We start from the raw sequence: 11,927 nt of genomic DNA on the forward strand, positions 1-11,927 counted from the left end.
CTCCCTTCTATCATCCCCGCACCACATCAAGGGAGAGTGATCATGGCCTATCGGGGAAGCTGCCATTGCGGTGCCGTCACCTTCAGCGTCGCGGCCGACGCACCGACCGAGGCGATGACCTGCAACTGCTCCCATTGCAGCCGCAAGGGCTTCGTCCTTACCTTCGTGCCGGTGGACCAGTCCACCTTGGAAAGCGGCGCCGATCAGCTCACCGACTATCTCTTCTACAAGCACAATATCACGCACCAATTCTGCAAGACCTGCGGCACGGAATCCTTTGCAAAGGGCAAGTCTCCACAGGGCGAGATGCGCGCGATCAACCTGCGCTGCGTGCCATCGGTGGATATCGACGCGCTGACCATCACGAAGGTCGACGGCGCAAGCTTCTAACTCTGACTTTGCGCTGTCACGCGACGTCCCTATATGGGCGCTTTCGCGCGAACGGCGCGACCATAGCCATGGAGCAGTTGTAGTGAGCAAGGTTCTTGTCATCGGCGCGGGCGGCGTCGGTTCTGTCGCGGTCCACAAGATGGCGATGAACCCTGATATTTTCAGCCATATCACGCTCGCCAGCCGCCGCATCATCAGCTGCGAGAAGGTCGCCGAATCGGTGAAGGCGCGCACCGGCGTCACCATCGACGTCGCGCAGGTCGATGCCGACAATGTCGAAGAGACGATCGCCCTCATCCAGAAGGTCCAGCCCAAGCTGGTCGTGAACCTCGCCCTGCCCTATCAGGATCTGGCGATCATGGACGCGTGCCTCGCGACGAAGACCGATTATCTCGACACCGCCAACTACGAACCGCGCGACACCGCCAAGTTCGAATATAGCTGGCAGTGGGCCTATCAGGAACGCTTCAAGGAAGCGGGCATCATGGCGCTGCTGGGTTCGGGCTTCGACCCCGGCGTCACCAGCGTCTTCGCCAGTTACATCAAGAAGCATCTGCTCGACCGGATCGACACGCTCGACATTCTCGACTGCAACGGCGGCGACCATGGCCAGCATTTCGCGACCAACTTCAACCCGGAAATCAACATCCGCGAAGTGACCGCACCGTCGCGTCACTGGGCGAACGGCGAATGGATCGAAGGCCCGGCGCTCAGCCACAAGCAGGTGTTCGACTTCGACCAGGTGGGCGAGAAGAACATGTACCTCATGTATCATGAGGAACTGGAATCGCTCGCCACCCACTATCCGGAAATCAAGCGCATCCGCTTCTGGATGACCTTCGGCGACGCGTATCTGAAGCATCTCGAAGTGCTCCAGAATGTCGGCATGACTAGGATCGATCCGGTCATCTACAATGGCCAGGAAATCATCCCGCTCCAGTTCCTGAAGGCCGTTCTGCCCGAACCGTCGAGCCTGGGATCCACCACCAAGGGCAAAACCAATATCGGCGACATCGCGACGGGTCGGAAGGACGGTCAGGAAAAGACCGTGTACATCTATCAGGTCTGCGACCATGAGGACGCCTATGCCGAAACCGGCAACCAGGCGGTCAGCTACACCACCGGCGTGCCCGCGATGATCGGCGCCGCCATGATGCTGACCGGCGCGTGGAAGGCCCCAGAAGGCGAAGGCGGCGGCGTGTTCAACATCGAACAGTTCGATCCCGATCCCTTCATGGACATGCTCAACGAGCACGGCCTGCCCTGGCAGGTGAAGGAACTGGACGCGCCGCTGGCTTTTTAAATCGGCGATTGTAGCTGAAATCTCGCCATTCCTGCGGAAGCAGGAAGGCATCTCTGGACCCGGCGTCCGGGGATGGGGTGGGAGATGTTGGAGAGAGGCACATGCCTCTCTCCAACCCGCCTGCGCGGGGATGACGGAGTGGCCGGAATGCGAAACCCCATGAGGGCCGTTCTCGCCCTTTCTCTATTTGCCTCCCCGGTCGCGGCCCAACAGCCCGCCGATCCCTACGCCCCGGCGAAGGAGATCGTCGCCGACATCAACCGGATCGTCACGCCCAACGGGGTGCAGGAAAATCTGGTCGTGACGCTGGGCGGGGCGCGACAGGCGATCAATGTGCGCGGCGCCGACCGGGCCAATCCGATCCTCATCTACGTCCATGGCGGCCCCGGCGCGGTGGAAATGCCCTTCGCCTGGTCGTTCCAGCGACCGTGGGAGGATGTCTTCACCGTCGTCCAGTGGGACCAGCGCGGCGCGGGCAAAAGCTATGCGCTGAACGATCCCAAGGCGATCGCGCCGACCATGACGCTGGATCGCTATCGCGACGATGCGATCGAACTGATCGACTATCTCAAAGCTCGCTATGGCAAGCGCAAGGTCTTCCTGCTCGGCCATAGCTGGGGCTCGGCAGTCGGCCTGTCGGTGGCGTGTCTGCGGCCCGACCTGCTCTACGCCTATGTTGGCATGGGCCAGGCGATCGACTTCCGCGCCGGCGAGCGCATGGGCATGGACTGGACCATCGCGCAGGCGAAGAAGGCCGGCAATGCCGAGGCGGTGAAGGCGATAGAGGCGCTCGCTCCCTATCCCGAAAGCGGTCCCTTCACCATCGCCCAGGCGGATGGCTGGCGTAAATACGCGATCGGTTATGGATCGCTGATGGCCGACCGACCCGACCCGACACTCTATTTCCAGACGCCGCGCCTCTCACCCGACTATACGCCCGAAGACCGCAAGGCGTGGGGCGCAGGCAGCGAATTTTCCACCACCATTCTCTGGCCGCGCGTCGCCGACGTCAGCTTCGCCAAGGTCCATGAGATGAAACTACCGGTCATCATGCTGCTCGGCCGTACTGACTATACCGTGCCGTCCCCGCTCGCCGCGCAATGGATGGACCGGTTGAAAGCCCCTGCCAAGAAGACCATCTGGTTCGAGCATTCGGCCCATATGCCGATGGTCGAGGAACCGGGCCTGGTTCTCAAGGCGCTCATCAACGACGTCCGCCCGCTGGCGGATCAGGAGTAACTATTTCATGGAAACCAAGGCCGGCGATCCCGCCGCTTTCGCCCGCTTCGACCTGTATCGCGTCCCCTCGCCCGCCTTCGTCGTGGATGAGGCTGCGATCCGTCGCAACCTCGCGGTCCTGCGGAATATAGGCGACCGCGCAGGCATCAAGGTACTGGGCGCGCTCAAGGCCTTTTCCATGTGGTCGCTGGGCGGCGTAATCGGCGAATATCTGGACGGCGTCTGCGCGTCGGGCATCTATGAGGCGCGCCTGGGCCGCGAGGAGTATAAGGGCGAGGTCGCCACCTATTGCGCCGCCTACAAACCCGACGATCTGGCCGAAATCCTCAAGATTTCCGACCATGTCATCTTCAACAGCCCCGGACAGATCGCACGGATGAAGCCGGTGATCGACGCGGCACGCAGGGACGGTGTGAACTTCGACATCGGCTTGCGCCTCAATCCCCTCAATCCCGAGGGGGAAGTGCCCAAATATGATCCTTCGCAACCGCATAGCCGCCTCGGTTTCCCGATCGACCAGTTGCGCGCAGAGCATCTGGAAGGCGTCGACGGCCTCCATGTCCACAATCTGTGCGAACAGGATTTCCTGCCGCTGGAGCGTACCTGGGCCGCGATCGAACCGTTCGTCATGCCCCATGTCGCCGGCCTTAAATGGTTGAATTTCGGCGGGGGCCATCACGTCACCCGTGCCGATTACCAGATCGACGACCTCGTCGCCTTCCTCCAACGGATCAAGGCGCAGACGAGCCTCGATCTCTATATCGAGCCGGGCGAGGCGATGGCCCTCGACGCGGGTATCCTTGTCGGCGAGATTCTCGACGTGATCGACAATGGCATGCCCGTCGCGATCACCGACATTAGCGCCACCTGCCACATGCCCGACGTGATCGAGGCTCCTTACCGCCCCGCGATGCTGCATGAGCACGCGGATGGCTCGTTGACTCGACTCGGCGGTCCTTCCTGCCTGGCGGGCGACATCATCGGGGACTATCGGGTACCCGGTGGCGCGGAACCCGGCGCACGGATCGCCTTCCTCGATCAGGCCCACTATTCGATGGTGAAGACCAACACCTTCAACGGCGTGCCTTTGCCCGCCATCTGGCTCTGGAACTCGGCGACCGACCAACTTAAGGAAATCCGGTCCTTTTCCTATGAGGATTTCAAGACTCGTCTGTCCTGATTCCGGCTGGCCGACATCCTGATTGGAACGTTGATCCTACGTTCACCATCTCCGATGCTGGCCAAAAAACCAAGACTTTTCAACGCCTCATCGAGCATGGCGCACATTTCATAGCGGACGGCGCAACAAAATTTTCACATGCGCTTTACAGGGGGGACCCCTCCGCATATATCGACCGTCCGCTGCCCCATGGGACTTCCACCGCAAGGCAGCTTTTCGCCCTGAACTACACTGGAGGTCCCTTGAGTTGCACAAGCATCATAGCGCGCTGGGGGTAGCGACCGCCCTCACACCGGCAGCACCGGTAACGCTGATTCGTCCCGAAGCCGCCGCTCGGGCCGCCCGCTTCTTTACCGAGAAGTTTCCGGGCCGCTCGCTCTATGCGGTGAAGGCGAATCCGTCTCCTGATCTGATCCGTACGCTCTTCGCATCGGGCATCACGCATTTCGACGTGGCCTCGATCGCGGAAGTGCGTCTGGTCGCGGAGGCACTGGCTGACGCGGAAGGTCAGGCGAAGCTCTGCTTCATGCACCCGGTCAAGGCCGAGGAAGCAATCGCGGAAGCCTATCATGTCCATGGCGTGCGCACCTTCTCGCTCGATACGATCGACGAGCTGGAAAAGATCATGCGCGCCACCGGCGATGCGACCGATCTGGAGCTGTGCGTGCGTCTGCGCGTCTCGTCCGAACATTCGGAACTCAGCCTCGCGTCGAAGTTCGGCGCCGAACTGGGCGAAACCCGCGAACTGCTGATGGCGACCCGTCAGGCGGCCGATGCCCTGGGCATCTGCTTCCATGTCGGCAGCCAGGCGATGAGCCCGCAGGCCTATAGCGATGCGATCGAGCGGGTGCGTGCCGCAATCGTGGACGCAGCCGTCACGGTCGACATCATCGATGTCGGCGGCGGCTTCCCGTCCATCTATCCGGGCATGGAGCCGGTCGCGCTCGAAAATTATTTCGACGCCATTCATCGCGGCTTCGAAAGCCTGCCGATCAGCTATTCGGCCGAGCTTTGGTGCGAACCCGGCCGTGCGCTGTCGGCGGAGTACAGCTCGATCATCGTGCGCGTCGAACGTCGCCGCGGGACCGAACTCTACATCAACGACGGTGCCTATGGCGCGCTGTTCGACGCTGCGCACATCGGCTGGCGCTTCCCCGTCGCCCTGCTGCGCGAGGAAGAAAGCGAGGAGGACATGACCGCCTTCTCCTTCTACGGCCCGACCTGCGACGACATGGACCATATGGTCGGTCCCTTCATGCTTCCTGCGGACGTGAAGGTCGGCGACTATATCGAAATCGGGATGCTCGGCGCCTATGGCGCGGCGATGCGCACCGGCTTCAACGGCTTCACGTCGGAATCGACGATCGAAGTGTCGGATGAGCCGATGGCCAGCCTCTACGCCGAAACCATCGCACCGCGCCGTCGCGCAACTGTCATCAAGCTGGGCTAGGCCCGCTTCCAGCTTCCCAGCTGGAGAGGATAAACGTCCCTCGCCGCTTCCCCTTTGCGGCGAGGGATTTTTTATTTGCGGAAGATGCCGACCAGTTCGACATGGGTGGTCCAGCGGAACTGGCCGACCGGCTTGACGCTCTCCAGCCGGTATCCCGTCGCGACCAGCTGCGCCGCGTCCCGTGCAAAGCTGGCGGGGTTGCAAGACACATAGGCGATCAGCGGCACGGTGGAGGCCGCAAGCTGCAACACCTGTTCGCGCGCGCCTGCACGCGGCGGGTCCAGCACGATGGCGGCGAAGCGGTTCAGTTCCTCCGGCGTCAACGGGCGGCGAAACAGGTCGCGATGATCCGCCACCAGTCGCCGCTGCGCCCGAGCCGCGCCGAGCTTCAACGCCAGGATCACGTCCCGCGCTCCCTCCGCCGCGTAGACCGGCCGCTTATCCCCCAATGCCAGTGCAAAGGTGCCAAGCCCGCAGAAGAGATCGGCGATCGCCCCTGTCTCCGGCAGCGCATCGCGCACCGCGCCGACCAGCGCCGCCTCGCCATCGGGCGTCGCCTGGAGGAAAGAGAAGGGCGGAAAGCCGACGGGCGCGCCCCCGAAGCTGACCGTCACCGCCTCCGGCTCCCAGCGTGTCTGCGGCCCGTCACCCTCGTCGATGGTCAGCCGTGCCAGCCCCTGCTCGCGCGCAAAGTCGCCCAGCGCCTCGTCGGCCGTCAGTCCTGAAACCTTCACGCCCTCCAGCAGCAGGTCGACGCCCTGGTCGGTCAGCGACATGCGGACATGTGCCGCCCGCTTGTCCGGCAGGATCTCGGCCAGCAGCCCCCGAAGCGGCGTCAACAGCCCGAACAGCCGGGGATCGAGTACCGCACACATCTGGAGGTCGATCAGCTTGTGGCTGCCCTCTTCGGCAAAGCCGATGGTGATGCGCTTTCCCGCCCGAGACGCGCGCAGCGACGCGCGCCGTCGCGTCATCGGCGGGGAGATATGGGGCGGCAGCACCGCGCCCGGCGTCACGCCCTGTCCTGCCAGTGCGCCGGCGACGCGCCCCGTCACGAAGTCGGCATAGCTTTCCTCGTCCAGATGCTGGAGCTGGCACCCGCCGCAGGCCGGGAAATGCTCGCAGGGCGGCATCGCATGATGGACACCGAAGACGACATTGCCATCGGCCTCGATCCGGTCGCCCGGCGCGGTCAGGGGAAAGTGGCGGCCATCGCCGGTAACGCCATCGCCCTTGGCGGCGACGCGGATGATGAGATTGTCTATTTCGCTGTCGGTCACAATCGCGCGGCGATAGCCGCTGGCAGCTTAGCAAGCAAATCATCCGCGACAAAAGCCGGACCGCACCGCCGCGCCGCCTCTCCATGTAGCCACACTGCCTCGCACGCTGCGCGGAAAGGATCGCCCGTCACCGCCAGCCGACCAGCGGCCAATCCGGCCAGCACATCGCCCGTCCCGGCGGTAGACAACCAAGGCGAAGCGCCACTCGCCACAGCGGCTCGCCCATCCGGGGCCGCAATGACGCTGTCCGCGCCCTTGTAGATGAAAATCGCGCCCGACTCCCGCGCCGCCGACAAGGCGCGGTCGATCTTGCTGCCGGGCAGGTCGCCGAACAGGCGCTGAAACTCTCCTTCATGCGGCGTCAGGATCGCGCCAGCCGGGGTGCGATCCATATGACCCGCCAGCAGGACCAGTGCATCGGCATCCAGCACCATCGGATGGCCCTCAGCGATCGCGCGGTCCAGCGTCGCCTGCGCCCGATCATCGCGCCCCAGCCCCGGCCCGACCAGCAACGCCTTGATGCGGCCATCATCCAGATCGCTCCTCGCCTGCCGCACGATGGCATGGGGCGGAATGAGCGGCGCATCCTCACCATGGAGCCGAACCATGCCCGCGCCCGAATGAGTTGCAGCTGCCGCCGCCAGCGCGGCGGCTCCCGGCATCACCCCCTGAACCATTGCGACCAGACCACGACTATATTTATGCGCCTCCATACCCGGAACGCCGATCTTCGGCGGCGCAAGCCGATGGATGGTACTCGGCACATCTATCCCGATGTCCGCAAGCGCCAGCCGGGCGAAACGATCCGCAGCCGGATAGAGGAGGTGTGCAGGTTTGAGCGCACCCAGCGCAATGCAGGTGCCGAAACGTGGAACATCCGACAGCACAGCGCCATTATCCGTATCGACACCGCTCGGCAGGTCGATCGCGTGGGACAATGTGGCCGCGTCCGCCAAACCCGCCAGCTTCGCGACAACCGGTCCATCCAGCCCTCGCGTCAGCCCGGTTCCGAACAGCGCATCCACTAACTGCGTCGCGGGCAGCGCGGTCATCATGTCTTCCACAGGCCCGCCCCAGAGAGCACGCGCCCTTTGCGCCGACGGCGTCCGGCTTTCGCCCAAGGTCGTCACCCGAACGGCCACACCTCGCTCCCGCAATATCCGAGCGATCACGAAGCCGTCACCGCCATTATTGCCCGGCCCGCAGAGTATCAGCGTGTCGCGACGGTGCCCCGCGCGCCAGATGACCTCCGCCGCGGCCGCGCCGGCCGTTTCCATCAAGCCATATTCATCGACGCCCACATCGAAGGCCGCCTGCTCCGCCGCACGCATCTGCGCCGCGGTCAGGATCGGCGCGCCCGTCACCGATCCGTGCCTGCAATCTGGGCAGGCAGCCGATAGCGGTCATTGCCAGCCGCTACCTCGATCTGCTTTTCGCCGGTGATGCTGAGCTTGGCCGGCTCCGCGCCATCGGCCGCCTCCAGGCCATGCCCGTCTGCCAGTACGCGGAACCGGCGGAACCCGCCGTCGGGATGGCGGATCGTCAATATGTCGCCCTCGCGCTCGACCAGGCAATCGCGTTCCCATTGCTGCGTATCGCCGGTCATGCAGTCGGCCTTCCCCTCATCGACCTGCGCCGCATCAGCCGTGTTGCCCGGCATCGACACCCCGTTCCCGCACCCGGCAAGCACCAGCAGCAGCATCGATCCGAGGGCGATCCTCATGCCAGCCTGCTCCGGCACTCCAGCGCGATCGGGCCGACAATATCGGCAAAACGCTTCTGCCCGGCTGCATCACCGACCAGATCCTGCCTCATTTCGATTCCCAGATAGGGAATACCGTTCGCTTCCGCATGGCGGTTCATGGTCGCGTTCAGCAATTGCCCCGAATAGGGCAACTGGTCGCCGACCTTCAGCCCCGCAGCCTCCAGCAAGGGGATGGCGATCCGCGCTGCGCGGTCGTCCTGATTATAGAGGATACCGATATCCCACGGACGCTGCTGCTCCGGATCGCTCGTTAACCGGGGCGTGAAACTATGTACCGACAGGATAAAGGGAGACGTCATGCCATCCAGCAGACGCCCGATCTGATGATGATAGGGATGATGGAAACGGATCATCCGTTCGGCCAGATCCGCGTTGCGATTGCCCGGAATGGCATGGCCATCGCTCATCACTGGTAGCAGGCCCGGTGCATCGTCCTCGCGATTGAGGTCGATCACCAGCCGCGAAACGCCACCCAAAATCGCCGTGCAGCCCAGTTGCGCCGCCAGCAGCCGACTCACCTCTGCCACGCCGATGTCGATGGCGATATGTTGCCTGAGCAGCGCCGGATCGATGCCCAGATCGATATCGCCGGGTACATGGGCGGAAGCATGATCCGCGATGACCAGCAGGTCGAGGTCGCCGCCGCCAATCTGGGTGAAAGCCTCGTTCATGCGCTCCTGATCCGTGTTTCCATGACCCACCAGTCGGCATGTGCGGCGCGTATCGCTACGGCAGACTGTGCCATCATTGCCTTGTCCTCGAACAGCGCGAAGCAGGTCGCGCCCGATCCCGACATGCGCGCCAGCAGCAGGCCATCCGCGCCTTCCATTGTCGCCAGCACCTGCGCAATGACCGGCGCGACTCCAATTGCCGCCCTTTCCAGATCGTTACGCCCCTCCTTGATGAGCATATCGATACTGCCGGCATCCAGCCCACCGCGATCCTGCCGATCCCAGCCGGCGAAGACGCTGCCCGTCGATACGCCTACACCCGGATTGACCAGCAGCATCGGCAGTCCTTCAAGCCCGTCGACTTCATGCCGCGCCAGATGCTCGCCCCGTCCCGACACCAGTTGCGTCACGCTCGCGATACAGGCCGGGACATCCGACCCCAGATCCAGTGCCAGCCCGGCCAGTTCCTCCAGCTCGATCCGCACGTCCCACAGCCGCGCCAGCAACCGCAGCGTCGCCGCCGCGTCCGCCGAGCCGCCCCCAATCCCTGACGCGACCGGCAGGTTTTTCGTCAGCCGGATCGCCGCCCCGCGCTGATCGCCCAGATAGGCCTGTAACGCCCGCGCTGCCCGGACGACGAGGTTGTCCGCTCCCGCATCCAATCCCGCACAAAACGGTCCGTCGATCAGCAGGTCGATCGCACCATCATCCGTCGCATGCCCCTCCAGCCGGTCGCCATTCTCGGCAAAGACGAACAGGCTTTCCAGCGCATGATAGCCATCATCGCGCCGCGCCCGTACATGCAGCGCAACATTCACCTTGGCATAGGCGGTTTCCACGAGCGTTTCGACGGCGGCCTCCATGTCAGGGCGCGGCATATTCGGGCTTCAATCCTTCCTTGCTCTTGGCCGCCAGCCGCTCGGCGACATCGCCCTCGGCATAGATCGCAGCGGCGTTCCAGGCATAACGCGCCTCATAGCGCCGACCAGCCGTCCACAGTGCATCACCCAGATGCTCGTTGATGGTCGGATCATCCGGCGCACCGGCCGCCGCCCGCTCCAGCACGGGAACCGCCGCTCGAACATCGCCGGTCACGAACTGCGCCCAACCGAGCGAGTCGGTGATGGACGCATCCTGCGGCTTGAGCGCGCTCGCCTTCTTGAGCAGCGCGAGAGCCTCATCGACATTCTGCCGCCGCTCGATCTGCGCATAGCCAAGATAGTTGAGGATCACCGGTTCGTTGGGCGCCAGTTTGGCGGCACGCTCCAGCACGGCCCGCGCTTCATCCCAGCGCTTGCCCTGCTCCAGCGCACTGCCTTCGAACAACAGCAGCGTCCAGGGCACCCGGTTCGTATCATAGCCGGCCTGCGCCGCCTTGAACGCTGCGGCCGCGCCGGCGAAATCCTTAGCATCGGCAAGCAGCCGACCGAGCCGGACCTGACGCTCGGCATCCGTGCCCGGTGCAGACGCCAGCGTTCGGGCGAGTGCGATCGCGCCGTCGCGATCCCCCGCCTCGGCCGTCGCATTCACCAGTTCGGCCTGGGCCAGCCCCCCATACCAGCCCTTGACCGGTACGTTACCAGCTTCCTCCGCGCCGAAGGCCGGATAGCCCCCGGCCGTGAGCAGGCGTGCAGCCACGATATGGGCCTCGGCTCCTTGCGGGTCGGCGAACGTCGCAATTCGCGAAAGCCGCATGCCGAGCACCATTCCGGCATCATCAGAGGCGATGTCCGCGCCAAGCCTGGACAGCAGCCGCGCGAAGCCCTGCGCCGGGGTCAGCAGCGCTTTTCGCCCCTTCGGTCCCTTGCCGCGTGCAATGTCCGCTCGCGCCATAATGAAATTCGCATCGCCGTCGGGCAGGAGTGCCATCGCCTCCGCCTTCTCGCCCTGCGCCGCAAGCTGACTCGCGAAATTGAGCCTCAACGCAGCCACATCGCTGCTGCGCAAGGCTATCGCACGGCGCATCGCCGGAAGGGCAGCGGCCATGTCTTCCTGCCCGATCGCCTGAAGCGCCAGATGCTCGTCCAGATAACGCTGCGCGAGGCTTGCAAACTGCTCCTTGCCGCCGATCACTGGGGCAGCATAGCGCCCCTCGCCAATCGATATCCAACTGCGCAGGATCGGTGCGAGAAAGGCAAAATTGCCTTCCTCCACCATGCGATCGATCAAAAGGCGCGCGCCGGGCCAATCCTTGCGCGTCAGGGCATCGCCGATCCGCAACAACGTTCCGTCGCGCGGCAACATGCCTTGCGCATCGAGCAGTTCGGCCGATCGCATCGCCAATACCCGATCGCCGCTTAACAATGCCTGAGCATAGGAACGGCGCGCAATCTCCGTACTGCCGGGGTCAAGGGCAAGCGCAGCGCGATAATTGGCAACCGCACCGCCCGGAACCCCACTCCCATCCGCCAACCGCGCCCGCGCATAGGCGTGCAGCGCGCTGCCGGGATCGACCGACGCCCCGGCCGCCGCCGGGATCGTCAGCATCAGGATCGGGATCAGGCGCTTACATATTGGGATAATTTGGTCCTCCGCCGCCTTCTGGAACGACCCAGTTGATATTCTGGGTGGGATCCTTGATGTCGCACGTCTTGCAATGGACGCAATTCTGCGCGTTGATCTGGAAGCGGGGTTCGCCTTCTTCCTGAC

Annotated in this window: 12 protein-coding genes; 5 read left to right on the forward strand and 7 right to left on the reverse strand. The window is 64.0% G+C overall.

From position 1 onward, the window contains the following. The first annotated feature begins 42 nt into the window (after nucleotides 1-42). From VMR39_RS05030 to VMR39_RS05050, 5 genes are all read left to right on the forward strand, one after another. A complete protein-coding gene (locus VMR39_RS05030; RefSeq protein WP_325414914.1) occupies nucleotides 43-390 on the forward strand; it encodes a GFA family protein in 348 nt (115 codons plus the stop codon). An 82-nt stretch (nucleotides 391-472) separates the two neighbouring features. Continuing rightward, nucleotides 473-1,693 carry a saccharopine dehydrogenase family protein gene (locus tag VMR39_RS05035; protein WP_325414915.1) on the forward strand — a complete coding sequence of 407 codons (1,221 nt, stop codon included), beginning with the start codon at nucleotides 473-475 and terminating at the stop codon, nucleotides 1,691-1,693. 159 nt (nucleotides 1,694-1,852) lie between these two features. After that, on the forward strand, nucleotides 1,853-2,932 hold the full coding sequence (locus tag VMR39_RS05040; protein WP_325414916.1) for an alpha/beta hydrolase: 1,080 nt from the start codon (nucleotides 1,853-1,855) through the stop codon (nucleotides 2,930-2,932). A 7-nt stretch (nucleotides 2,933-2,939) separates the two neighbouring features. Continuing rightward, nucleotides 2,940-4,112: a carboxynorspermidine decarboxylase gene (locus tag VMR39_RS05045; RefSeq protein WP_325414917.1), complete on the forward strand. Its 1,173-nt coding sequence runs from the start codon at nucleotides 2,940-2,942 to the stop codon at nucleotides 4,110-4,112. Nucleotides 4,113-4,359: 247 nt separating this feature from the next. Beyond that, nucleotides 4,360-5,562, forward strand: a complete 1,203-nt coding sequence (locus VMR39_RS05050) for a type III PLP-dependent enzyme (protein ID WP_325414918.1) — start codon at nucleotides 4,360-4,362, stop codon at nucleotides 5,560-5,562. A 71-nt stretch (nucleotides 5,563-5,633) separates the two neighbouring features. On the opposite strand, the gene VMR39_RS05055 is transcribed toward VMR39_RS05050, so the two are convergent. The 7 genes from VMR39_RS05055 to VMR39_RS05085 all read right to left on the reverse strand — a co-directional run. Then, nucleotides 5,634-6,842, reverse strand: a complete 1,209-nt coding sequence (locus VMR39_RS05055) for a class I SAM-dependent RNA methyltransferase (protein WP_325414919.1) — start codon at nucleotides 6,840-6,842, stop codon at nucleotides 5,634-5,636. Continuing rightward, entirely contained in the window at nucleotides 6,839-8,206 is a 1,368-nt protein-coding gene (locus VMR39_RS05060) for an NAD(P)H-hydrate dehydratase (protein WP_325414920.1), read from the reverse strand. The genes VMR39_RS05055 and VMR39_RS05060 overlap by 4 nt, the downstream gene beginning before the upstream one ends. Beyond that, nucleotides 8,203-8,565 carry a hypothetical protein gene (locus VMR39_RS05065; protein WP_325414921.1) on the reverse strand — a complete coding sequence of 121 codons (363 nt, stop codon included), beginning with the start codon at nucleotides 8,563-8,565 and terminating at the stop codon, nucleotides 8,203-8,205. The genes VMR39_RS05060 and VMR39_RS05065 overlap by 4 nt, the downstream gene beginning before the upstream one ends. After that, complete coding sequence (locus VMR39_RS05070; protein ID WP_325414922.1) at nucleotides 8,562-9,278, reverse strand: N-formylglutamate amidohydrolase; 717 nt, start codon at nucleotides 9,276-9,278, stop codon at nucleotides 8,562-8,564. Before VMR39_RS05070 ends, VMR39_RS05065 begins: the two co-directional genes overlap by 4 nt. Next, complete coding sequence (locus VMR39_RS05075; protein ID WP_325414923.1) at nucleotides 9,275-10,156, reverse strand: 4-(cytidine 5'-diphospho)-2-C-methyl-D-erythritol kinase; 882 nt, start codon at nucleotides 10,154-10,156, stop codon at nucleotides 9,275-9,277. Before VMR39_RS05075 ends, VMR39_RS05070 begins: the two co-directional genes overlap by 4 nt. Further along, nucleotides 10,143-11,765: a tetratricopeptide repeat protein gene (locus VMR39_RS05080; protein ID WP_325414924.1), complete on the reverse strand. Its 1,623-nt coding sequence runs from the start codon at nucleotides 11,763-11,765 to the stop codon at nucleotides 10,143-10,145. Before VMR39_RS05080 ends, VMR39_RS05075 begins: the two co-directional genes overlap by 14 nt. Nucleotides 11,766-11,784: 19 nt before the next feature. Next, nucleotides 11,785-11,927: 4Fe-4S dicluster domain-containing protein (locus VMR39_RS05085; RefSeq protein WP_325414926.1), on the reverse strand; the 143-nt coding region annotated here is incomplete at its 5' end.

Source organism: Sphingobium sp., assembly GCF_035511395.1.
Lineage (GTDB): Bacteria > Pseudomonadota > Alphaproteobacteria > Sphingomonadales > Sphingomonadaceae > Sphingobium.

Excerpts from the sequence above, each read along its gene's own strand:
- VMR39_RS05030 (WP_325414914.1), top strand. The coding sequence starts at position 43 with ATGGCCTATCGGGGAAGCTGCCATTGCGGTGCCGTCACCTTCAGCGTC.
- VMR39_RS05040 (WP_325414916.1), top strand. The coding sequence starts at position 1,853 with ATGAGGGCCGTTCTCGCCCTTTCTCTATTTGCCTCCCCGGTCGCGGCC.
- VMR39_RS05045 (WP_325414917.1), top strand. The coding sequence starts at position 2,940 with ATGGAAACCAAGGCCGGCGATCCCGCCGCTTTCGCCCGCTTCGACCTG.
- VMR39_RS05065 (WP_325414921.1), bottom strand. The coding sequence starts at position 8,565 with ATGAGGATCGCCCTCGGATCGATGCTGCTGCTGGTGCTTGCCGGGTGC.
- VMR39_RS05070 (WP_325414922.1), bottom strand. The coding sequence starts at position 9,278 with ATGAACGAGGCTTTCACCCAGATTGGCGGCGGCGACCTCGACCTGCTG.
- VMR39_RS05075 (WP_325414923.1), bottom strand. The coding sequence starts at position 10,156 with ATGCCGCGCCCTGACATGGAGGCCGCCGTCGAAACGCTCGTGGAAACC.
- VMR39_RS05080 (WP_325414924.1), bottom strand. The coding sequence starts at position 11,765 with ATGCTGACGATCCCGGCGGCGGCCGGGGCGTCGGTCGATCCCGGCAGC.